Source organism: Streptococcus sp. A25, assembly GCF_043674095.1.
GTDB lineage: Bacteria > Bacillota > Bacilli > Lactobacillales > Streptococcaceae > Streptococcus > Streptococcus suis_V.
This window is the reverse complement of sequence record NZ_JBIMJO010000009.1, coordinates 28,185-50,596: the sequence shown is the minus strand read 5'-3', so window position 1 is coordinate 50,596 and position 22,412 is coordinate 28,185. Positions and strand designations below refer to the sequence as shown.

19 protein-coding genes and 1 pseudogene are annotated in these 22,412 nt (G+C 41.9%); 6 read left to right on the top strand and 14 right to left on the bottom strand.

Going from position 1 to position 22,412, the window contains the following annotated elements; genetic code table 11:
* Positions 1-84 precede the first annotated feature (84 nt).
* From ACHBID_RS05315 to ACHBID_RS05290, 6 genes are all read right to left on the bottom strand, one after another.
* Positions 85-1,308: a restriction endonuclease subunit S gene (locus ACHBID_RS05315; RefSeq protein ID WP_394731775.1), complete on the bottom strand. Its 1,224-nt coding sequence runs from the start codon at positions 1,306-1,308 to the stop codon at positions 85-87.
* Positions 1,298-2,914 (bottom strand): N-6 DNA methylase, encoded by a 1,617-nt coding sequence (locus ACHBID_RS05310; RefSeq protein WP_394731777.1) that lies wholly within the window; start codon positions 2,912-2,914, stop codon positions 1,298-1,300. Before ACHBID_RS05310 ends, ACHBID_RS05315 begins: the two co-directional genes overlap by 11 nt.
* A 4-nt stretch (positions 2,915-2,918) precedes the next feature.
* On the bottom strand, positions 2,919-5,966 hold the full coding sequence (locus ACHBID_RS05305; protein WP_394731779.1) for a type I restriction endonuclease: 3,048 nt from the start codon (positions 5,964-5,966) through the stop codon (positions 2,919-2,921).
* Between the two features lie 193 nt (positions 5,967-6,159).
* Positions 6,160-7,485, bottom strand: a complete 1,326-nt coding sequence (locus ACHBID_RS05300; protein ID WP_394731781.1) for an FAD-containing oxidoreductase — start codon at positions 7,483-7,485, stop codon at positions 6,160-6,162.
* 109 nt (positions 7,486-7,594) lie between these two features.
* The gene (locus ACHBID_RS05295; RefSeq protein WP_394731783.1) at positions 7,595-8,944 is read right to left on the bottom strand and encodes an ATP-binding protein; all 1,350 of its coding nucleotides are present in this window, start codon (positions 8,942-8,944) and stop codon (positions 7,595-7,597) included.
* Between the two features lies 1 nt (position 8,945).
* Entirely contained in the window at positions 8,946-9,593 is a 648-nt protein-coding gene (locus tag ACHBID_RS05290; RefSeq protein WP_172029658.1) for a response regulator, read from the bottom strand.
* A gap of 165 nt (positions 9,594-9,758) precedes the next feature.
* On the opposite strand from ACHBID_RS05290, the gene ACHBID_RS05285 reads away from it, so the two are divergent.
* On the top strand, positions 9,759-10,457 hold the full coding sequence (locus ACHBID_RS05285; RefSeq protein WP_394731786.1) for a type II CAAX prenyl endopeptidase Rce1 family protein: 699 nt from the start codon (positions 9,759-9,761) through the stop codon (positions 10,455-10,457).
* An 18-nt stretch (positions 10,458-10,475) separates the two neighbouring features.
* Positions 10,476-11,285, top strand: a complete 810-nt coding sequence (locus ACHBID_RS05280) for a PrsW family glutamic-type intramembrane protease (protein WP_167785020.1) — start codon at positions 10,476-10,478, stop codon at positions 11,283-11,285.
* A 76-nt stretch (positions 11,286-11,361) separates the two neighbouring features.
* Here the strand turns inward: ACHBID_RS05280 and ACHBID_RS05275 are convergent.
* From ACHBID_RS05275 to ACHBID_RS05265, 3 genes and pseudogenes are all read right to left on the bottom strand, one after another.
* Positions 11,362-11,838 (bottom strand): annotated as a pseudogene (locus ACHBID_RS05275) (FAD-dependent oxidoreductase); the annotation flags it as partial.
* Between the two features lie 111 nt (positions 11,839-11,949).
* On the bottom strand, positions 11,950-13,233 hold the full coding sequence (locus ACHBID_RS05270; protein ID WP_167785019.1) for an O-acetylhomoserine aminocarboxypropyltransferase/cysteine synthase family protein: 1,284 nt from the start codon (positions 13,231-13,233) through the stop codon (positions 11,950-11,952).
* Positions 13,234-13,395: 162 nt separating this feature from the next.
* Positions 13,396-13,782 (bottom strand): hypothetical protein, encoded by a 387-nt coding sequence (locus ACHBID_RS05265; RefSeq protein WP_125265615.1) that lies wholly within the window; start codon positions 13,780-13,782, stop codon positions 13,396-13,398.
* 827 nt (positions 13,783-14,609) lie between these two features.
* On the opposite strand from ACHBID_RS05265, the gene ACHBID_RS05260 reads away from it, so the two are divergent.
* Positions 14,610-14,936: a hypothetical protein gene (locus ACHBID_RS05260; RefSeq protein ID WP_105110578.1), complete on the top strand. Its 327-nt coding sequence runs from the start codon at positions 14,610-14,612 to the stop codon at positions 14,934-14,936.
* A gap of 53 nt (positions 14,937-14,989) precedes the next feature.
* On the opposite strand, the gene ACHBID_RS05255 is transcribed toward ACHBID_RS05260, so the two are convergent.
* Together ACHBID_RS05255 and ACHBID_RS05250 are read right to left on the bottom strand one after the other, a co-directional pair.
* Entirely contained in the window at positions 14,990-15,262 is a 273-nt protein-coding gene (locus tag ACHBID_RS05255; RefSeq protein ID WP_105110579.1) for a hypothetical protein, read from the bottom strand.
* Between the two features lie 11 nt (positions 15,263-15,273).
* Complete coding sequence (locus ACHBID_RS05250) at positions 15,274-15,747, bottom strand: hypothetical protein (protein WP_394731788.1); 474 nt, start codon at positions 15,745-15,747, stop codon at positions 15,274-15,276.
* Between the two features lie 133 nt (positions 15,748-15,880).
* Between ACHBID_RS05250 and ACHBID_RS05245 the strand changes: the two genes are divergently transcribed.
* Positions 15,881-16,678, top strand: a complete 798-nt coding sequence (locus ACHBID_RS05245) for a helix-turn-helix domain-containing protein (RefSeq protein WP_394717921.1) — start codon at positions 15,881-15,883, stop codon at positions 16,676-16,678.
* Positions 16,679-16,811: 133 nt separating this feature from the next.
* On the opposite strand, the gene topA is transcribed toward ACHBID_RS05245, so the two are convergent.
* From topA to ACHBID_RS05230, 3 genes are all read right to left on the bottom strand, one after another.
* On the bottom strand, positions 16,812-18,905 hold the full coding sequence (topA, locus tag ACHBID_RS05240) for a type I DNA topoisomerase (protein WP_394731789.1): 2,094 nt from the start codon (positions 18,903-18,905) through the stop codon (positions 16,812-16,814).
* 91 nt (positions 18,906-18,996) lie between these two features.
* Entirely contained in the window at positions 18,997-19,839 is an 843-nt protein-coding gene (gene dprA, locus ACHBID_RS05235; RefSeq protein ID WP_172095214.1) for a DNA-processing protein DprA, read from the bottom strand.
* A 142-nt stretch (positions 19,840-19,981) separates the two neighbouring features.
* Positions 19,982-20,242 (bottom strand): metal-sensitive transcriptional regulator, encoded by a 261-nt coding sequence (locus ACHBID_RS05230; protein ID WP_105110583.1) that lies wholly within the window; start codon positions 20,240-20,242, stop codon positions 19,982-19,984.
* A 110-nt stretch (positions 20,243-20,352) separates the two neighbouring features.
* On the opposite strand from ACHBID_RS05230, the gene ACHBID_RS05225 reads away from it, so the two are divergent.
* Together ACHBID_RS05225 and ACHBID_RS05220 are read left to right on the top strand one after the other, a co-directional pair.
* Positions 20,353-20,685 (top strand): rhodanese-like domain-containing protein, encoded by a 333-nt coding sequence (locus tag ACHBID_RS05225; RefSeq protein ID WP_394731790.1) that lies wholly within the window; start codon positions 20,353-20,355, stop codon positions 20,683-20,685.
* Positions 20,686-22,335: an FAD-dependent oxidoreductase gene (locus ACHBID_RS05220; protein ID WP_394731791.1), complete on the top strand. Its 1,650-nt coding sequence runs from the start codon at positions 20,686-20,688 to the stop codon at positions 22,333-22,335.
* Positions 22,336-22,412 lie beyond the last annotated feature (77 nt).

Below are 22,412 nucleotides of genomic sequence, written 5' to 3'. Positions count from 1 at the left end.
CTTTCAAACTGTAAGGAGGTTTTCTTGCTATTTAATCTCCTTCAAATGCAAACAAGATAAACAATCCATCTACACTCCACCTCGTTACTCCTCCACCTTCACCTGCCCATTCATCAGCATTGGCAAGAGCCAATCACGAAGTTGGGTCAGTTCTTGGTTTTGTTTATAAATTAAATGTTTTTGACTAATAAAATTTGAGACTAATTTAGAAAATTTTAAAGCATGTTTTTCTGAAAAAAGGACACTATATTTTTGAATATGAGCCTTATCACCTCTAGGCATTTTAGAACCCTTTGATCCTGCAACATTATAATTAAAAAAATCATCTCTCGCCAAGGAATAGAATAGATAATTACAGATTTCCTTATCATTTGCTCGGAGGCATAAAACGTCACTACTACAACCACCTGTGCGGTCTGATATCCAAATTTTCTTAAAATATGGGCGAATATTAGCAATTAGAATATCGTTAGGGATAAAACTATTTACCAAAGTGCTGTTAGGTAAATAAGTTGCTTGCTCAATACCTTTCATATTTGATAGCATATTATCTGTGCCAATATAATTTTTTGAATTTAAATCATTAGAACTAATTTTATCGGTAACATAAGTTGATAATTCCCCCAACTGCTTCACTCCCCACCCTTCTGGGATTTCGCGTTTGAGTTGGTCGTTATAGACCATTTTTCCACCAGAGGACTTGTAGGGCTTTCCATTTTCATTAGGGAAATCAAACTGCACAAACCAATAATCATAAAGCGTCTTGGCCATCGCCTCCAACTCTTCGTTGATTTGGTTGTTCAGAGAGATTTTTTGGTCAATAAGCTTTATTATCTTGACTGTTCTTTTTTGCTCTTCAATACTATCAGGTATGACGAAATTCAAATCAGCAATATCATTTGAAGTGATTGACGGATATGATGACACACTATTCTCGGCAATCATTTGTAGATAATTAATAGTAGAGTCTTGAGTCAATAAATAGTATAGGAAATACTCATCTATTACTGAGTCATCAGGATTTAGTGTAGTAAAACCAGTAGAAACAATAAGATTATTTGGAGTTTCTTCTAACAATCCGTAGTGACGCTGAATTGGACGTACGTTTGAAAAAAGTATAGTATTTTTTCTAACTTTTCTCTTGGCACGACTTGGTAATTTATCAATACTTAAATCAATTTTTTGTAGTGTATCAACCTTATTCTCGGTCAAATTACTAGTATCTAGATACAAAATAGTATCAAAAGAATCATTTTTTAAGAGTGACAACTCATTAATTTTTGAAATATCTCCAACCCTAATTCTCATACCTCACCCTCCTCATCTGCTCTGCTATTTCCTTTTCCAATTCATGGGATTGGGCAAAGAGGTCGGCTAAGCGGTCTTGGTAGCCCTGCATTTTTTCTTCAAATTCTTCTTGGCTAATATCGACGTAGTCAATCTTGATGTCAAAGTACTGACCAGCACTGAGGGAGTAGTTCTTATCCTTAATCTCCTCATAGCTGACCTTGACTGAGAAGTCTTCGACAACTTCTTTGTTAATAAAGGTATCAATGATTTGGCTTTCTTCATCAGGGCTAAGGACTGTCTTTTGGTTCTTGCCTTCCTTGACCTTGGTCCCAAGATTAGAAGCGTCAATCAAGACTACATCGTCCTTATTTTTCTTATCAATAAAGAGAATGGACACGTTGGTACCTGTGGTCGCAAAGATATTAGACGGCATGGACACAACGCCTGCCAACATCTTCTCATCGACCAGGTACTGACGGATTTTCTTGTCAATACCAGACTGGGCAGTGATAAATCCTGTCGGCAAGACAATGGCCGCCTGACCATCTTCCTTCAAACTATAGATAATATGCTGGATAAAGAGTTGGTAAATGGCCATACTATCTTTTTTCTTGTTGGGAATCTTTGGCACACCAGCAAAAAATCGTTCACTGCTATTTGGTAGGCTTTCTACCTGATCTCGCCACTCAGAAAAATCAAGTTTGAAAGGAGGATTGGACACGATATAGTCCATCTTCTCCACATGACGATTGTTGAGAATAGTATTTCCTTGTACAATATTGTGAATGGAATGCTGCAAGCCATTGAGAATCAAGTTCAGACGCAAGAGATTTGAAGACTTTTGTGAAATATCTTGACTGTACACACTGGTACGGTCAGTTCCAATCTGACTGGCCAGGTTCATCAAGAGAGTCCCCGAACCAGCAGAAGGATCATAGATTTTGACATTACTAGGTTGGTCATTGCCCACCAAAATGGCCGCGATGATTTTGGCAACAGAGTGAGGTGTGTAGTATTCCGCATACTTTCCACTATCCTTGTTGTAGTCCTTAATTATGTACTCAAACAAGGTAGAGAAGAAGTCAAAGCCCTGTGAAAAGATCTGCTGGTCAAATTTAACACGCGCCAAGAGATTGATAATAGAAGCCGCCACTTCATTTCGCTTGCTGGCATCAGAAATGGTATCCGTAATCAAGCGTTGATCAAAGAGGCGAATATCTGTTCCACCATCCGTATGAACTGAGAAAATAGCATTGTTGTCAATGGCAATCTGATTGAGCGTTTGTTCAAAAATCTCAGAAAAATCTGCTTGGTTCTGTTGACGGTGTAAGCTTTCAATCAATTGTTCAGGTTTTAGATGAGCAGTTTTAGTCCCAATATCGTCTAAAAACCAGTCATAATCCTCTTCAGAAAGGTCCAAAAGACCTTGATAATCATAGTTATTGTCAACGACTAAGGCTTCGTAGAGAAACTTATCATTTAAAAACTTATATAGGAAGGACTGGGTCAAGAGTTTATACCCTCCTGCTTCACCCCATAATCCTGCATTGGTTAATACTGCATTGAGTTCATCTACCAAGCCTTTTACTTGGCTTTGTACCTGTACGATATAATTGTCTTCCATTTGGTTAGTATTCTCCTTCATAGACTTCCATCAGGGAACGAATCAACTTATCATAATCGACTCGTTTGAGTTGCTTCCCTACTTCTGTTTTCTTCATTTCTTCACGGGCTAGGCGCTTGATCTCCCCTTCCAAATAGGCTTCGTTGTCAAGGATTCCTTGGTTGAGTCCGATTTGATAGTCAATCAACGGCTTGGCACCTTTTAATACTTGATAAATAGCTGGATAATCACTCACTACCGTGGATTGAGTAACTCGTTTAAAAGTACGGGCTGACATGCTATCTCCACCAAAGTTCATAGCCAAACGATTCATCCGTGATTTGTAATCCTCTACAGAATCGAACAAGCTTTGGTAGGCCTGTTTGGTCTCCTTGATACGTTCCAAGCTGTATCCTTCAACTTCCTGTGTCATGTGTTTGTTTAGAACGCGTTGGAACTCTTCAAATAGGCTCACCCACTCTGGATCTTTCTCGTCCCTACGTAGATTGATGCCACTGGCCACACGACGACGGATGTCATCTAGATCATTGGCCGCAAGGCGCAACTCCTCTTCTTTGATCTTTGTAAAGCTAAAGCTAGTTTCAGACATGGCAAGATTTAAGAGTTGTTGGCTTGAAAAACTATCTGGTTTATCAATCAAACTCAAGGTCAATAGTCGGCGAGATAACATATTTAATAGGCTGGCTATTTCTCCCATATTGACCTGCTCGATGACTTCGTGATAGCCATGGAGGCGCGCCATGTTGTAGTACTGCCGAATGGTCTCAAGCGACTTCCTCAGTTGGATTAATTCCTTCCTATCCTTCACTTGGTCAATTGCTTTTTCAAAATATTCCAAGTTATCTGTTGGATAGTTCATCAAAACCCCTTGCGATTTTTCTAACTGGTCTTTGACTTCTTCTGGTGTGACAAATATAGCTCCAAACAGATTTTCCCCATCCTCATCAGTTAAAGCTGATTGGTATTCGCGATTGAGTTCTTCCAAGTAGGCTTTATTGGTCTTGTCGAATTCTTTAGAAATATCCGCAAAATCAACCACATAACCAAAAGTATAGTCCCTGTATGGACGATTGACACGGGTCAGGGTCTGCAAGAGGTTATGAGCCTTGATTTTCCGTCCAAGATAGAGTCGTTTCAAACGTGGCGCATCAAAACCTGTCAAGAGCATAGAGTAGACGATAACAAAGTCAGTTTGACCTTTCTTAAACTTTTCTACTTCTTCTTTCTTGTAATCCTTATCTCCTGCATCATGCAAAATCAAGGTAGAGGTGAAGCTCGTATGACCTGCTAGTCGCCGTTCTTCTAATTGCTTATGCAATTCCCGAGCTTGTTCGGAAGAATCACAAACAATCATTCCTCCAATGGATTGATCATCAAACAGTATATTTCGAGCTCTTGTAAAATCTTCTAAAATGAAATCCAACATAGGACTGACATAACGAGGATGAGCAAAAATTTCTTTTTTATCAATCGAACCTTTTTGAATCTCTTCATGTATGGTTTTCAGGTTCTCTTTATAGGATGTTTCGATATCCTCACGCATTAGTCTCAGCGTAAAACCATCCGCAATGGATTGATTATAGTAGTATTTATGGATATAGTCTCCAAAAATATCACGAGTGGTTATAGCCGTTTCCTTGGATTTACCATCTGCTTTCGGAGCAATCAATGGAGTACCTGTCAGCGCAATCTTGATAGCTTGCTTATCAGCATTATACAGATTTGGTAGATAGGACCCTTTTTCGTTGTAAGAACGATGGGCTTCATCGATAAAATAGATATTCTGCCGATTTAAGTTATAACCAGAATGGTCCGTCAAGTCGGATGTATCCTTAAATTTTTGAATATTAACCACCGAAACATGACACTTGGCTGGTACTTGATTTAACTCACTGGGCTTGTTTATTCGATTAACTGTTAGGCCACGCTTGCTAAATTCTTTAAAGGCCTGATCAGCCAAATCCAACCTATCTACCACAAAATAAAAACTTGGCACCATACCCTTATCAGCATAATAGTCACGCAAATAGCGGATATTGAAGAAAGCAAGAGCTGTTTTACCGGAGCCTTGTGTGTGCCAAATGACACCTTTTTTAATTCCAACATCCAAGCTTCTCTCGATCGCTTTAGTTGCAAAGTATTGTGGATAACGCATGGCGTGTTTTTGTAGTTGAATCTGATCAAGCTCATCTCGTTCTTCCACATAGACGAGACCATATCGGAGCATGAAAAAGAGCCGTTCTTTCTGATAAAGGGAAGATAAAAAGGAATTGCAAGGACTTGCAGGATCCAAGTTGGTTCGGAATTCAACTTGCGACTTGAGGGCAAAACGATTAACATCTGTAAGAACCAAATCAATCATTTTTTCTTCCAATGGAGATAGAACTAATTGCTCTGGTTCTTCTTCCTTGAATGAGTTAAATTTGGTACCAGATGAAGCATTGGTGCAGTAATAAGAGCCTTGTAACTGTTGTCCTTGGCTATCATCATAGGGAAGATTGTCTGAAAAAGCTATCAACTGTGTGATATTGTTAAACCGTCTGAACTTTTTATTTTCAAATCGAAACTTGGTCCGATCCTTTTCAGACTGAATACCTGTCTTCCCATCTCGAATGGCATTTGGTTGTTTGACTTCTATATAACTAAGTGGCAAACCATTTATAAATATCGTAATATCTGGTCGGAACTCGTCCTCACCATTTTGACAAGTGACTTCCAAAGCTATATGAAATGTATTTGCCTCAAGATTCTTCCAATTGATATAGGTATAGCCAGAATCAGCATGAATACGTTTGAAGAAACTTCGTCCTAAATCATCTTGTTCTAATTCCAGGCGAATATTTTCAAATTCTTGTTCAAAATCAGCTTCACTTGCATAATTGTTCAATTTAAGGAACTGTTGTTTAAACATGGATAGTAAGATATTTGTATCCGGATCTCGTTCTTTAACTTCTTTACTAGTAGCCGAAAGATAGTCATAACCGAGTCTGGTCAAATGTAAAGCAGCAGGTATTTGCACCCTCGTAAACTCATTGTGTTCCTTTCTTATCATACATGTTCTCCTAGTCTATTCTTACCATTCATTATACCATATTTGCAAGTGCTTACCGACAAAAAACCGCCCATTACGGACGGTCACGGTTCATCAAATAAAAATGGTCACTCGATGAAAATTGACACTAGTCTAGGAAACGAAGCCGCAGATTATACTTGAGTATATCAAGGCAAGTTGACGCCGAATAGTGTTAATTTTCGATGAGTGAAAATACATCATTCAAATTCTCAGCCATAGTCGGATGGGTGAAAATCTGCGTTTTGAAGTAGGTATAAGGAATCTTATTGTCAATCGCCATGGCAATCAAGTTAATCAGCTCCTCTGAATTGCGACCAAAGAGAGTTGCACCCAGAACAAGCTTCGTTTCCTTATCCACGATAACCTTGAAAATACCTTTGAGATCATTATTGACATGAGCACGCGGCATATTGGCAACAGGCAGTTCATTGGCAATGTAGTCGTAACCTGCTGCCTTGGCTTCCTTCTCGGTCAGACCGACACGAGACAGTACAGGCGTGATAAAGACACTGATTGGAATAGACTTACGTTGGCTCAAGCTATAAGTTCCAGTCCCAGTCAATTTGCCGAAGACGATACGGAAGTCGTCTAGGGATGTGTAAGTGAATTGTGGACCGCCATTGACATCGCCCACTGCATAGACACCTGGAACGGTCGTTTCACAGTAGTCATCCACCTTAATAGCACCATTTTCCAAAAGCTCAATCGCCGTATTTTCCAAGCCCAAGTCAGCAGTGTTTGGCACACGACCTGTCGCATAGAGGACAGCGTCAAAGACTGCCGTTTCGCCATTGACAGTCACGGCAACTTGCTCGCCCGCAGCTGCTACTTGCTCGATTTTCGCACCCAAGACGAAGATCACGCCAGCTTCTTCCATATACTCCTTGGCTAACTTAGCAACCACTTCCTCTTCTCTTGGTAAAATAGCAGAGCCAGCTTCATATACCGTCACCTGACTGCCGAGTTTGCTGTAAAGTCCAGCAAATTCAAGTCCAATGTTACCACCACCGATAATTGCCAACTTGTCAGGACGAACCTCCAAATTCTGAATGCCTGTACTATCATACACATGAGCTGTATCCAACAAACCTGGAATTGGAAGCACGCGCGACTTGGCACCTGTGTTGATGACAATGGTTTCCGCAGTTAACTGAAGGCGTTCTTCTCCAGCAACTACCTCTACAACCTTGTCAGCCACAAACCGTGCGTGACCTTGATAAAGATTGACACCGCTGCCTTTCAAGACCGCTTCATTTTTGTTCCGCAAACGAGTGGTCACAGTTTCCTTCTGCTCCATCACCTGCTCGAAAGTCCAGTTTTTATCTGCTGCTACCAAGAGGGTTTTGGTGGGAATACAACCGATATTGATACAAGTCCCGCCAAACATAGCGGGATTTTCCTCAACCAAGGCAACCTTTTTTCCAGCTGCAGAAAGCTTTCCTGCTAAGGTCTTTCCAGCCTTACCAAAACCGATAACTAACAAATCAAATTGTTCCATAAGATTCTCCTTTTATTTTTTCAACATTAGTCTATCAAAAAAGAATATTTTTGACACAATTCTGCTACGGATAACAAAAAATCCCTTGAAAAATAAGGGATTTCATGTCTTAAAACCGAATGACGAACCGCATGGTATGATGATCAAGCGGGAAAAATTCATAAGAAAACTGGTGACTGTCCAAAATCTGCTTGACCAGGTAGAGTCCAATACCTGTCCCTCCGTCCTCCTTGCTACGACTGTAATCTGGTCGGTAGAAAGGCTGGAAGACTTGGTCAAGTTCTTCCTGGCTGAGCAAATGAGAAACCTGATTGTCTATCAAAAGCTGATTGGCCTGGAGTCTGAGTTTGATGCTTGCCTGCGGGCTAGTATAACGAAAGGCATTGTCCAGGATATTTTTTAGAGCCTTGGTTAGATAGATCGGATTCCCATGAATAAAGACTTCTTCCAAGTCAGTTTGAAACGGATAGCCTTCTAACAATGCCCAGTCAACATAGGAAGGTAGGATTTCTTCAAGCAGGCTGTGAAGGGCTATTTCTTCTCCCTTGTTTTTTATAGCCATATCCACTGTGGTAGCTTCTAAGATAGACTGAACGAGGGCTGCTTGCTCAGCTAGGATATCACGACACTTGGCTAGGTAGGTCTGATGGTCCTTGAACTCCCCGACATTATAAAGCATCCCCTCGACCAGACCGGTCATGCTGGCAATGGGCGTTTTGAGTTCATGTGAGGTCATACGGAGAAAGTCAGATTTCTCCTTCTCACGCACCAGGCTGCGCTCGTTTTCTTCCCGCAACTCTTCTATGCTGCTCTGCAATTTTCCATAAAGATGGTTAATGTCCTGAGCCAAGGTTGCAATCTCATCACGCCCCGTCACTTGACAGGCCAGACCTGCTTGTAAGCTCTGCATTTGCCGTGTCGTCGCAGAGAGGTGGGCAATCCTACGAGTTGAGAAGCGGCTGTAGATAAAGGCCGAGGTCACGGCTAGGGCAATAATCAAGAGGAGCACAAAGGGATAGAAGGTCAAGAGGGTTTGACTGACTCCTGATAGGGTATAAAAACCATATTCGGCTGTGAGAACCAACTCCTTACCTTCTTTTGTGGTAATAAGAGCCGACCAAGAACCAATCTCATCGTACTGGCCTTGCTCCAGATAACTGCTTCCCCGCTCCTGACTGCTCTCTTCCTGCGAAGGATAGATAATCTCCTGATTGGCAGAATAGAGGGTCAAAAGTAGGTCGGGGGAATCTTGGTCGTAGGCGGTCAAACTGGCAATAATCCTTGTCTGGTCCTGACCTTCTAGAGATGTAAGAACTTGGTTATATTCCTGTCTGAGCTGGTCCTTCTTGGCCTGATTGTAATAGATAGGCATGGCATAGTAGAGCAGGCCAAGCAAGATAAGTGAGGTAAGACTGACCATTAGGGTTACGATGAGGAATTCCTTTTTGGCTAGTTTCATCTTAGGTCTCCAACTGATAACCACGGCCAATGACCGTTTTTAGGGGAAGGTCTGGTAATTTCTTGCGTAGATTTTTGATGTGGTTGTCTAGGACACGACTATCCAACTCTGTATAGCCCCAGATACCTAACATCAGGCCGTCTCGACTGACAATCTGGTCCTTGTGCTTGATCAGATAGTGTAGAATGGCATACTCCTTCTGGGTCAAGGAAACCAGCTTGCCCTGATCATAAATCATACCTGTTTTTTCAGATAGGCTGATGTTCCCCACCACCAGTTGATCCGTCTGACATTCCTGACGGAGAATATTCTCAACCCGTTTCATCAGAATAAGGGGAGAAAAGGGTTTGGTAACATAGTCGCTAATCTGCTGATTAAAAGACAGAAGCTGGGTGCACTCATCTCCCAAGGCTGTCAGCATGAGAATGGGAATTGTCGATTTTTTCCGAACTTCCTGCAAGACTTCCAAGCCTGTCATCTCGGGAACCATGATGTCTAGAATAAGGAGGTCAAACTGGCTCTCTTGGCTAGCTTGATAAGCTGCTCTACCATTGACAAAACTCTCAACCTCGTGTCCCTCTTCCTTCAAAAATTCACAGACAACCTGATTGATAACAGGGTCATCTTCCAGTACCAAAATGCGTGCCATACTTGCTCCCTTTTCTTTCTCTTCTCTCTCCATTATAGGCTTATTTGTCTGAGGGCTCAACTGATTTTTGACAATCGCTGCAAAAAACAGATAAAAAACAGATGAGGGGTAGGGTGAGAATAGTTGGTTCTGCTAAACTGGGGATAGAAACTAGAAAGGATACTTATGTTAAAAGAAAAGAAGAAGTATATTTCTCCGGTGGATTTACTAGTTGTGGCTGTGATTTTATTCGGAGAGGGAATCATCAACTCAACATTACAGTGTATCGGCCTCTTCACTCAGCAAACCAGCCTAGCGGAAAATTTGACCTTTACGGCTTTAGACAATATCAAGGCCTTGCTGATCCAGTTGGTCTGGCTCAGCTTAGCTCTCGCCTATCTTATCTGGCGGAAGGTGGATATTTTTCAGTTGGCAAAACGAATATTCTGGACACCTTGGGTTCCCTTACAAGCTCTGCTGATTTTCGGATTGACGGCCTTCTGTATGGATATTTTTCACTTGTTGACCTATCAGTTGACAAGTCCAGTCATGCCCTCCATGTTCAACCTTCTGCCACACATTGACATCACCCTGCTAGCCTACTCCCTCCTCAATGGCTTTTACGAGGAAATCTTTTTTCTGGGGCTATGTTTTATGATCAAACCCGAGGAGAGTAAGTGGATTCTTCCCTTCTCGCTCCTGGTTCGGGCTAGTTTTCACACCTATCAAGGTCTGGTGGCTGGAATTGGTCTTGGCTTGGTTGTGGGGCTTCTCTTTCATTTTCTCTATCAAAAACGCCAGCCCCGTAATCTACTGCCCTTCTTTTTTGCTCATAGTCTGGCTGATGTCATCGGTCTGACAGTCTTGTCTTATCTTCTTTACTAAGCATACGAAAGGAATCTTATGAAACACCTATGGAATACCTATAAAAGTCAGTTTGCCCTTATTCTCGCCAGCTTTGGCTTTGTAAAAGGCTGTCAGATTATCTTTGAAGAATTGGCCAAACCAAATGGCATGGAAGCCAAGTATCCCTTGTTTTTACTAACTATCTCTGTTGCTGCCCTTTATATCATTCCCCTGGTCTATTTAATCCGCTACTTGGAAAACAGCTATGCTATTTCCAAAAAAGTCAGTCATTTAAGTTGGATTTTGGGCCTGACTGCCGGAGTAGCTTTTTCAGACTATGGACACACAGCTATTGGCTACTTTTTGCTGGAGATTGTCAAGGTCAGCGATGATTTTCGTTATGACTGGGGGGCTGCTGTTTCTGGCCCGTTTGCAGAAGAATTTGGCAAGGCTCTGGTTGTTGTCTTAGTTTTACTAATTGCAAGAAAAATGACTCTCAAACATGCCTTGGTCAGTGGTATCATAGCTGGTCTTAGTTTCCAAATCGTTGAAGATATCATGTTCACCTTCCGTGATATGTTTATTGGTAAACTAGATGGGTTTGAGACCATTATCGGTCGTGTTGGACAGGCTGGTTGGACCCACTGGGTATTTACCATGCTCTTTGCTATTGGCATGGTGGCACTTTTTACCAAACAAGCAGCTATATCAAAAGTTCAAGGTCTATTTTGGATTGCAGCGAGTATCGGTCTGCACTTCTTCTTCAACTCCCCATTGCATACGGGTATTTTGACAACCCTGCTTCCGATGGCTAGTGTCTTGCTGGGACTTCTTGCCTATCGAACAGTTGATCAGTTAACAGAGTAACAGAAAAAATCCGCCCAAGCGAGCGGATTTTTTCTGTTCAATCTGATTAGAATAAACCAACGCCGTTAATTGCCTACTTGCCAGGACGAACCTCCAAGTTCGGAATGCCTGTACTGTTATAAACGTTTGGCGTATCCAACAAACCTGGAATTGGAAGAATACGTGACTTGGCACCTGTGTTAATGATAATGATTTCCGCAGTTAACTGGAGGCTTTCTTCTCCAGCAACTACCTCCACAACCTTGTCAGCTACAAAACGTGCGTGACCTTGATAAAGATTGGCACCGCTGCCTTTCAATACTGCCTCGTTTTTGTTCCTCAAGCGAGTTGTTACAGCTTCTTTTTGCTCCATAACCTGCTCAAAAGTCCAGTTTTTATCCACTGCTACCAAGAGGTTTATGGTTGGAATACAACCGATATTGATACAGGTTCTACCAAACATAGCAGGATTTTCCTCAACCAAGGCAACCTACTTCCCAGCTGCTGACAGCTTACCTGCCAAGGTCTTACCCGCCTTACCAAATCCGATAACCAACAAATCAAATTGTTCCACGAGATTACTCCTAAACATTATTTACTTATCTTCATTCTAGCAAAAAGAAAGCATTTTGGCTGAATTTTGCTACGAAAAAAGACTTGAACCATTGTCCAAGTCGATTCTATTTTATGATAAGCTGTCTAGGGCTATCTTCAAGTCTTCAATCAAGTCGTTTACATTCTCGAGACCAATTGAAAGACGGATTTGATTTGGCGTGACACCTGCTGCGAGCTGAGCTTCTTCTGGCAATTGAGCATGTGTGGTAGTAGCTGGGTGGACCACCAAAGATTTAGCATCAGCAACGTTCGCCAAATTAGAGAAGATTTCCAAACTATCAATGACTTTACGCGCTTCTTCGGCTCCGCCTTTTACCTGGAAGGAGAAGATGGACCCCACTCCTTTTGGCAAATACTTATCCGCCAGTGCCTTGTAAGGGCTATTGTCCAGCGAAGGATAATTGACGGAATCTACCTTAGGATGATTGAGCAAGAAATCAACTACTTTTTCTGCATTGGACACATGACGCTCAACGCGAAGAGAAAGAGTTTCTAACCCTTGCAACAACAAGAAGGCGTTGAATGGAGCTAGGGCTGCACCCGTGTCACGGAGCAATTGAACACGAACCGCCACAATGAAGGCTGCTGCACCCAAATCACGGGTATAGCTGATATTGTGATAGCTAGGATCTTCCTCAACAAATTGCGGGAACTTCCCAGATGCTGCCCAGTCAAATTTACCAGAGTCAACAATGACACCACCAATTGTTGTACCATGTCCACCGATAAATTTAGTCGCTGAATGTACTGCAATATCTACACCATGTGAGAAGACATTGATGAGATAAGGCGTTGCAAACGTATTATCCGATACCAATGGAATCTGATTTCTATGTGCAATGTCCGCCAATTTTTCAAGGTCAGGAACATTGATAACCGGATTACCCAAGGTCTCAATAAAAACTAGTTTGGTGTTATCTTGAATCGCTGCTTCTACTGCCTCGAAGTCATCAATATCAACAAAGGTGGTTGTGATTCCATAGCGTGGCAAAGTTTCTTTGAAAAGATTAAAGGTACCACCATAGAGAGTTGTTGCTGCTACGATATGATCACCAGCATGAGCCAAAGCTAAGATAGTATAGGTGATAGCCGCCATACCAGATGAAGTAGCCAGAGCTCCAACACCACCTTCTAGCGCTGCAATCCGATTCTCAAAGGTTGCTACTGTAGGGTTAGTAATTCGAGTATAGATATTTCCCAATTTGCGAAGAGCAAATAAGTCTTCCGCCTCCTGGGCATCATCAAATACATAAGAGGTTGTTTGATAGATTGGTACAGCACGAGATTTTGAAGCTGCATCTACTTCCTGTCCCGCATGCAATTGCAAGGTCTCAAACGAAAATTCTCTAGTCATAAGGGATCTCCTTTGTTCTTTTTGAACATTGTACTCTATTTTCACAGGCTTGACCAATAGAAATTTTTAATCCAAGGCTATAGTTATAGACTATATCATTCTAAGAAACAAGAAAAAATACCCAATAATCATGGATTATCGGGTAATACCTATTTCAGTCAACTAATCATCAAGGGTAATTGTTTCAACTACGTTGTCTTTTATGACAAGTTTAAATCCCCTACCCTTGACTGGGAAAATCCCATTTCCAAGGGTTTTTACAACGCTCTGTAATTCCTCATCTTCAGCTATTATTCGATTCAAGATAGCGACATCAAGCTGCTCAACTCGCTCCAAATAACGCAGCATTGCATGTTCCGAAACAATCAAATCGCTTCGGCCTTTCAATGCCTGGATCCTCTGATTGACTGAATTAAGTTTGGAAGAGACCAGAGAAATTTCTTTACCCACCTGACCTTTACGGTCACGAAGGTTCTCTAGCTGGGCCTCTAATAGAACTTTCTTAGATTCGAGGTACTTGAGTTCCTCTTGTTCTTTACGATTGCTCATATTTTGCCCCCTTTCTATATTTTGCAAAAGAATATCATCTTTGCATAACATCCTCTTCCAAATCTATATTAACATAAATCTAAAAAAATGTCTGGTAAACGACATATAATCCTATAACAATTTCTTATGGTTTTATACTAAATCCTCAAAGGAGATTCGACCAGATTTCCCTTGAAAAACAAGCAAATTTTTGCTATACTTATCTTAGTGAAACCCACATTTTCATGCCTCCAAAAAGGCAAATAACTAATAATTCTGGAGAATGATATAGTCAATTTCAAGACTGGATAACCTATCAGCCTTGTTTATACTTGAACCCTCTTAAACAATGTCACTATCATAGAAAACTATGACATATTTCTACGCAAAATGTGATGGTCAATCATTGTGGAAGGACGGGTAACTATGAAAAAATTATTGCTAACCATACCTATTTGGAGTCAGCTCCTATTCCTTTTTCTAGTGCACAGTTTCATAGCCATCTACTTAATGCCCTACTCATTGTATATTTCCATTTCAATGAGTTTAGGAATCTTAATTGGTTACAGTGGCCGTTTCTCTAAGAAAGATACTCCTCAATCTCCAACATTCTTTCAACTAAAGCCTTGGCGAAAACTCCTCTCCCTTCTTCTGCTATTGTTAGCTGCATTGGTCACTGTTTGGCTGTCCAAAGGCAACCAGTAGCAACTGCTTCGTGGAATCTTAATTGGAACACTCTGCCTCTTAGGTGTAGTGCCTCTAGAAAAGTATGACCAATATTTAAGTCAGTTGCGCACTTAGAATGACCACCCAGCCAAATCTAATCCTGGAAAGACATTTTAAGATACATGAAAAATCTCCTAGAATACATTGGTCCTATTGGACTTATTACCCTAATCATTGCCTACAGTATATACAGGAGGCTCCACCCGACGACAGAAGATGATAAGCACCACCTGCCCAGCCGATGTCCAGAATGTTCGTCCACATCTATTCAAGCCTACAAGCCGGCTAGAAAGCGCTACTCTCGAACTGCAGCTATGATGGGCCACCTATTGAATGGTAGTCGAGGAGCTTGGTTTGCTACCCTCTACGAAGCTGACCGAACCTACTACTACTGTCGGTACTGCGGGCACAAATTTGACAGAAAAGAAAATAGATTCCTGGCAGAATAGGATTCACCTACAAGGCACTTGAGGACGCACTCTCAGGTGCTTTTTATATCCAACTAGCTTGCCAATCTTTCCTCCTGCCCAAGATTGGTCTGATAAAGATAGCGCATCCGTTCAATCTGCAAGCGAAATTGCCCGACCAGGGCTGATACATCCAAAACCATTTCCTTAGTTCGAGTTGCTTCCATGACACCATCTACCAAACGACTGACTTCCTCACCATCTCGAACTCCCATAGACCACAGCTCCTGCAAGATAGTAATACCATAGCGCCTCTCATACTCAACCATGCTTTTCAATACCCACTGGTACTCAGTCTGATGTTTCATTTGATTTCTCCTTATACACGACTCAACAGGGAACGATTGTAAAATTGATTGGTTAAACTGGCCTGCAACATGGCCAACTCCACAATAGACTGGTAGTTTGTCAAATCAAGCCCTTCTAATATCCGATAAGATATAAATAATTTTGGCTGCAAGCGACTCAGATGACTGCTCCAGGCAAGCCCATCCTCTTTGAATAAATCAAAGGCAAGAAAATATATCTGATTGACTAACTGATAGGCTCTGCTATTTAACAAATAGGAATAATCCTGCATTACATCTCGGCAAAAAGAAGCCAACCAAATCGCAGCCCTCACCTCTGGATTCCCCTGGTATTTAGCCAGCAAGCGCATGGTCATGAGACCAGCTGTACCCTCAGACAAGCTGTCAACACACACATCACCCGTATCTAGTCCAAAATGCCCAGCATAATTCTCCCACTCCCGATACAAGGTTTCCCACTGAATCTCAGTCCTCCGAACTTCCATTTGTCTATCCTCCAATCCTTCTGTTTTCATTATCTTACCATCATTTTTGAAATTTGTCAAACGTGTTAAACATAGAATTTGATATTTTTTTCAAGATATGGTAAAATAAGTTAAACAATCAAGGAGGAAAGCCATGATTCTAGGTGACATTTTAAAAAAATACCGGACAAACGAAAAACTATCAATGGATAAATTTGCGGAAAAATCCGGCCTAACAAAGGGTTACATTTCTATGCTGGAAAAAAATCAGCATCCAAAGACTAAGAAGCCCCTTCTACCAACCATGGAAACTCTGGAAAAGATTGCGATTGGGATGGGCATCCCAGTGCATGAACTGATTGCCCAATTGGACCAGGACCAGGATATTGCCCTGACCCTGACACCTGGACAATTTGCCCAATTCCATTACAAAATGTCAAATCAGGTGCAAGAACTAGACCAAATATTGGTAGGTGACTACCGTGATAAATGGATTCACTTTGGCTTTGAGCAGGTAGCTACCATGGCAGATTCAGATGCACCGTCAGGTGAGGTTGTCAAGCTGTCTGACTACTTAGAAACCGTCCAACTTCCTGTCCAAGGCAAGGTGTCTGCTGGTAGCGGTTATTGGCAGGACAGCGACTTTGATAACCTAGTCACTTTTTCTGCTGATACTATTCCTGCTCCACAGGAATACGATGCTATTGCTGAGGTGGTCGGAGATTCAATGGCGCCCTACATTGCCAGCGGTGACTATCTCTTTATCCGTCTCTCTCACCAAGTCGAGCTCAACACTGTAGGAATTTTTTCGGTCAACGGCGAAAATTTTGTCAAAAAAAATAAGGGAACCTATCTCGAATCCCTTAATCCCGACTATGATGATATTCCCTTGTCTGAGGACGACGACATCAGACCAATTGGTCAACTCGTCCAAATTTATTCTCCTGAATAAAATGAAAAATCCTGTGGTTCTCAAAACTACAGGATTTTTGCTTTATCTTTGAATAGACGACCAAAATGCAGACTTGGCTTGAGGCTTTTCACCACCAAATCGACAGGCTCATCCATTTGATTCCTACAAAAGTTTACTTAATCTTTTCTTCTTCATAATCACCGTTCGGGCAGACGACTTGCTTGCCACCACCACGAACCTTCTTCTCAACCAGATAATGGTCACATTTTGGACAGGCACGACCGACCGGCTTATCCCAAGATGTAAATTCACATTCTGGATAACGGTCACATCCGTAGAAAAGACGATTGCGTTTGCTCTTGCGCTCAATGACCTGACCCTGATGACAGACTGGACAGGTCACGCCGATTTCCTTGGTGATTTGCTTGGTATTGCGGCAATCTGGGAAATTGCTACATGCGTAGAATTTACCAAATCGCCCCAGTTTGATGACCATGGGATGACCACAAACGTCACAGTCAAATCCGGCAGGCTCATCCTTGATTTGGATTTTCTCCATTTGCTCCTCAGCCTTGGTCAACTCAATCTTGAAAGGCTGGTAGAAGCTATCGATAATCTTCTGCCACTGCTCTTTTCCAACCTCAACGTCGTCCAATTTCTGCTCCATTTCGGCTGTAAATTTGACGTTGACGATGTCTGGGAAAAATTCAACAATCAATTTATTGACAATCTCGCCCAGCTCTGTCGGCTCAAATCGCTTGGCAGCCAGTTTAACATAATAGCGTTTTTGGATGGTCTCAATGGTCGGTGCATAGGTAGATGGACGACCAACACCATTTTCTTCCAAGGTCTTGATTAGTGTCGCCTCAGAATAGCGAGCTGGCGGCTGCGTAAAGTGCTGCTCAGGATTGGTAGCGGTCCGAGTAACCGTATCACCTTGCTCCATATCCGGCAACATTTTATTCTTGTCTGAGTCGTTGTAAACCGCCATATAACCGTCAAACTTGACTTGGCTACCATTAGCCGCAAAGAGAACACCATTTTTCCCTAGACGAACGCTCATGGTGTCAAATACAGCCGCAGCCATTTGGCTGGCTACAAAACGATTCCAAATCAGTGTATAAAGACGGAGCTGGTCCTTATCCAGATATTTGGCAATGGATTCTGGGGTCAGATTGACATTGGACGGACGAATAGCCTCGTGGGCATCTTGGGCACCACTGGCATTTTTGAACTTGCTGCCATGCTTAGAATAGTTTTGACCAAACCGCTCTGTGATAAAGGCAGCAGCCTGCTCCTGAGCCACTGGACTAATCCGCGTCGAATCGGTACGCATGTAGGTAATAAGACCCTGCGTGCCGCCTGTTCCAAGACTGACCCCTTCATAAAGCTGCTGGGCAATCATCATGGTCTTCCGCGTACGGAAATTGATTTTATTGGCCGCATCCATTTGCATGGTGGAAGTGGTGTACGGTAATGGCGCATTGCGTCTCCGCTCCTTGCATTCGACTTGCTCCACCAAGAAATCATCACCCTTTAGCCTATCCAAGACTTCCTTGACTTGGTCATTGTTTTCGATTTTGACTTTCTTGCCGTCCACTCCATAAAATGATGCCTGGAATTTTTTCGTTCCTTTTTTGAAGGTAGCGTCAATGGTCCAGTATTCTTCCGGCTTGAAATTGTTGATTTCATTTTCTCGGTCAATGATGAGCTTGAGGGCAACGGATTGCACGCGCCCTGCCGACAAGCCTTTCTTGACCTTTTTCCATAAGATTGGCGAAATCGAATACCCTACGATACGGTCCAAGACCCTACGGGCCTGCTGGGCATCGACCAAGTCATGGTTGATAGCACGCGGCTCCTTGAAGGCATTTTTTACCGCATCCTTGGTGATTTCATTAAATACCACACGGTTTTTGTCCTGCTCATCCAAGCCCAAAATGTGGGCCAAATGCCAGGAAATCGCCTCTCCTTCCCGGTCCGGGTCACTCGCCAGATAGACTTGTTTGGCATTCTTGGCCTCTTTTTTCAAAGAATTGATGAGCGGCCCTTTACCACGAATATTGATGTATTCTGGTGCGTAGTTATTGTCAAAGTCAATGGACATGCTGGATTTTTTCAAATCACGGATATGTCCGACCGAGGCAACTACCTTGTAATTTTTACCAAGATATTTCTCAATGGTCTTGGCCTTGGCAGGCGACTCTACGATAACCAGATTTTTCTTGTTCGCTGTTTTTTTCTTACTAACTGTTTTTGTAGCCATTCTCATTCCTTACAAATATTTTTAACTCACAAAGAATATACTATTTTTCAGCTAGTGTCAAGATTTTTATTTTCCTATAGGAAAACTTATTTTAAAATTGATAGTCAGAAATGATGTCCAAGCCCGATGTGACGCACTTTGCGCCCTCTTGAATCAAATGATGACATCCGTCAGATTTTCCGTCTAAAATGGAGCCTGGAATGGCAAATATTTCCCGCCCTTCTTCCAGGGCACGCTCACAAGTAATCAGGCTACCCGACCGCATTTTTGCCTCGCAGACCACCAGTCCGCCGACCAAACCAGCGATAATCCTATTACGCTCTGGGAAATGAAACTTGAGCGGCTGTTCACCAGGCCCGTACTCTGTTAAGACCAGATGATGCTTGCCTATATAGGACTGCAAATCTTTATTTTCCTTGGGATACGACACATCCAAGCCTGTACCGATGACCGCAATGGTCTGTCCACCATTTTTTAGGCTGGCGATATGGGCCGCAGTGTCAATTCCACGCGCCAGGCCGCTGACAATGACATAGCGATTCTGAAGTTCCTTAATAATCTTCTGGACTGACTGGATGCCGTTTTTACTGGCATTTCGCGTACCAACCACGCCCAACTTTGGTTTATCTAGCAAGTCAAGGTCTCCTTGGTAAAAGAGCAAGACTGGTGGATTGTAAATTTCCTTGAGGGCCAAGGGATAAATGTCATCCAAAATCGAAAAGGATGGAAAGCGATTAAACTCCTCACGGCAGGCCTTGATGTCCAAATTTTTATAATTTTCCATAAAGAGAATGGGATTTTTGCATTCAGAGACGACAGCCATGTTGCGCAAGGATAGCTTTTTATCGTACTTCTCTTGGTAAACCAATATTTTGTGAATATTGAGATTGGTCAGACCAGCCTTTTTCAACTTAAAAATATCAAAATTATTCATATTAATTACCTCTCTACCTGATTTGTTCGTAAAAAAAATAAATCTCCGAAGAAATTCATAGAAAATTTTGAAACTTTTTTATTCTAAGACTAACAAATTCTTAAGAAATTCTCTGAAATATTGTTAGATTATTCTATTGTTCCTATTTTTTAATAATTAATTTGATTGACTCTTGCAATCGTCTCTCTTGCTCCTCTGGGTCATCAGAAGGATGTTCAATACAGGATTGAACTTTTTGTGCAATGGCAATTCCCATCATGCTATTAATACTGGATCGGACTGCACTAAGCTGCGTTACAATATCTATACATTCTTGTTCTTCTTCAACCATTTTTTGAATACCGCGAAGTTGACCTTCTGCGCGTTTTAATCGGTTCATCATATCTTTTTTATCTGTCTTCATATTTTATATGGTACCGATTGTTTGTAAAAAAGTCAATTCAAAAACTTGACAAGTTATCCTCATCTTTGTTATATTTAAAATACCCTATAGGGTATCTAAGAGGAGGACACATGCTTAAACAAATCTTATCAGGAATCTTTTCATCTTCTGAGAGTCTTACTGTGGCAGAACTGCCACAAGCCTTACAAGAACCCAATACTATATTATTGGATGTCAGAGAAGTCAATGAATTTAATTCTGGACATATTGCACAAGCAATCAATAGCCCACTGAGTCAACTTGAAAACTTCAAAGGCGATAAAACGAAACAGTATCTCGTCATTTGTCAATCAGGCATGCGCAGTCAACGGGCTACTGAGTATTTGACTAGTCTTGGATACCATGCACTGAATGTTCGTGGCGGAATGAATGCCTGGAACGGTCCTATCAAAGGAGATCAATAAATGAAAATTCTAATTATTGGTGGTGTTGCGGGAGGAATGTCCGCTGCTACTCGTCTCCGTCGTCTGATGGAGGATGCCGAAATTATCGTATTTGAAAAAGGTCCATACGTCTCCTTCGCTAATTGCGGACTTCCCTATCACATTTCTGGAGAAATTGCAGATCAAAGCAGTCTATTACTCCAAACACCAGAAAGTTTACAAGAGCGATTTAATCTGGATGTTCGGCCTTTTCACGAAGTCATTAACATCCACCCTGACAAACAAACGGTCACTGTCCAAACTCCAAATGGGCAGGTCGAAGAAACTTATGATAAATTGATTGTATCGCCAGGGGCAAAGCCCTTTATTCCTACCCTAGAGGGTATAGAAAATGCAACCAATTTGTTTACTTTGCGAAATGTACCTGATTTGGAAAAAATCATGACACAACTGAAGAAAGTAGAAAATGGGAAAGCAGTTGTCATCGGTGCTGGTTTTATTGGTTTGGAAATGGCTGAAAATTTGGCACTCAAGGGACTGGACGTCACACTGATTGAACAAGCTCCTCATGTCTTGCCGCCTTTGGATGAAGAAATGGCTAGCTTTATTGAGGCTGAACTAATATCGAAAGGAATTCGTGTCCTCACGGGTCAGTCTGTGACAGGTTTCAGCCACAATGGACAAGTATTATTTTTAGCAAATGGGGAAACAATTTCTTCTGACTTGACAATCTTATCTGTCGGGGTACAGCCAGATTCAACATTAGCTGCTGATGCAGGAATCGCAGTGGGACTTCGCGGTGGTATTTTGGTTGATGAAAATTATCAGACCAATCTACCAAATATTTATGCGGTAGGTGATGCTATCGTGGTTAAGCAAGAGATAACCGGGCAAGACGCTTTGATTTCTCTAGCCTCTCCTGCCAATCGACAAGGTAGACAGGTTGCTGATGTCATTGCTGGTTTAAAACGTATCAATAAAGGGTCTATCGGGACAGCCATCGTTAAAGTATTTGACCTAGTCGCAGCCACCACCGGTCTAAACGAACGGACGGTTCAGACGCTTGGATTTAACCATGCGGTCGTACATACAACAGGCAAGGATCATGCCGGTTACTATCCGGGTGCAACCGATATTGTCCTCAAGTTGATTTTTTCACCAGTTGATGGCAAAATTTATGGGGCGCAGGCTGTTGGCCAAAAAGGGGTTGATAAACGCATTGATGTAATTGCGACAGCTATTAAGGCTGGTTTGACAATTTTTGATTTACCAGAACTTGAGTTGACCTACGCACCTCCATTTGGCTCGGCTAAAGATCCGGTCAACATGATTGGCTACGCAGCCCTCAATATCGCAGAAGGATTGAGTGAGAATATCCAGTGGCATCAATTGGAGCTAGAGTTGGAAAATGGTGCTATTTTATTGGATGTCCGGAATCATAATGAAGTGCGAAAAGGTCATTTTAAAGATTATATACATATTCCACTCGATCAACTCCGTGACCGAATGAATGAATTAGATAAAAATGAGCGCTACATCGTCAGCTGTCATAGCGGTCTCCGTTCTTATATTGCTGAACGTTTGTTAAAACAACATGGTTTCGATGTAAAGAACTTAGACGGTGCCTATTCTCTCTATAAAATGGTGCGACCTAACGCTATCTTAAACTAGATTATCCCTCCAGACTAGGTGGTTCTGGAGGAATTTTTATATTTTCAATTGACAAATTATTTTTATGATTATATAAT

Excerpts from the sequence above, each read along its gene's own strand:
- ACHBID_RS05315 (WP_394731775.1), bottom strand. The coding sequence starts at position 1,308 with ATGAGAATTAGGGTTGGAGATATTTCAAAAATTAATGAGTTGTCACTC.
- ACHBID_RS05310 (WP_394731777.1), bottom strand. The coding sequence starts at position 2,914 with ATGGAAGACAATTATATCGTACAGGTACAAAGCCAAGTAAAAGGCTTG.
- ACHBID_RS05305 (WP_394731779.1), bottom strand. The coding sequence starts at position 5,966 with ATGATAAGAAAGGAACACAATGAGTTTACGAGGGTGCAAATACCTGCT.
- ACHBID_RS05300 (WP_394731781.1), bottom strand. The coding sequence starts at position 7,485 with ATGGAACAATTTGATTTGTTAGTTATCGGTTTTGGTAAGGCTGGAAAG.
- ACHBID_RS05295 (WP_394731783.1), bottom strand. The coding sequence starts at position 8,944 with ATGAAACTAGCCAAAAAGGAATTCCTCATCGTAACCCTAATGGTCAGT.
- ACHBID_RS05290 (WP_172029658.1), bottom strand. The coding sequence starts at position 9,593 with ATGGCACGCATTTTGGTACTGGAAGATGACCCTGTTATCAATCAGGTT.
- ACHBID_RS05285 (WP_394731786.1), top strand. The coding sequence starts at position 9,759 with ATGTTAAAAGAAAAGAAGAAGTATATTTCTCCGGTGGATTTACTAGTT.
- ACHBID_RS05280 (WP_167785020.1), top strand. The coding sequence starts at position 10,476 with ATGAAACACCTATGGAATACCTATAAAAGTCAGTTTGCCCTTATTCTC.
- ACHBID_RS05270 (WP_167785019.1), bottom strand. The coding sequence starts at position 13,233 with ATGACTAGAGAATTTTCGTTTGAGACCTTGCAATTGCATGCGGGACAG.
- ACHBID_RS05265 (WP_125265615.1), bottom strand. The coding sequence starts at position 13,782 with ATGAGCAATCGTAAAGAACAAGAGGAACTCAAGTACCTCGAATCTAAG.
- ACHBID_RS05260 (WP_105110578.1), top strand. The coding sequence starts at position 14,610 with ATGAAAAATCTCCTAGAATACATTGGTCCTATTGGACTTATTACCCTA.
- ACHBID_RS05255 (WP_105110579.1), bottom strand. The coding sequence starts at position 15,262 with ATGAAACATCAGACTGAGTACCAGTGGGTATTGAAAAGCATGGTTGAG.
- ACHBID_RS05250 (WP_394731788.1), bottom strand. The coding sequence starts at position 15,747 with ATGGAAGTTCGGAGGACTGAGATTCAGTGGGAAACCTTGTATCGGGAG.
- ACHBID_RS05245 (WP_394717921.1), top strand. The coding sequence starts at position 15,881 with ATGATTCTAGGTGACATTTTAAAAAAATACCGGACAAACGAAAAACTA.
- topA (WP_394731789.1), bottom strand. The coding sequence starts at position 18,905 with ATGGCTACAAAAACAGTTAGTAAGAAAAAAACAGCGAACAAGAAAAAT.
- dprA (WP_172095214.1), bottom strand. The coding sequence starts at position 19,839 with ATGAATAATTTTGATATTTTTAAGTTGAAAAAGGCTGGTCTGACCAAT.
- ACHBID_RS05230 (WP_105110583.1), bottom strand. The coding sequence starts at position 20,242 with ATGAAGACAGATAAAAAAGATATGATGAACCGATTAAAACGCGCAGAA.
- ACHBID_RS05225 (WP_394731790.1), top strand. The coding sequence starts at position 20,353 with ATGCTTAAACAAATCTTATCAGGAATCTTTTCATCTTCTGAGAGTCTT.
- ACHBID_RS05220 (WP_394731791.1), top strand. The coding sequence starts at position 20,686 with ATGAAAATTCTAATTATTGGTGGTGTTGCGGGAGGAATGTCCGCTGCT.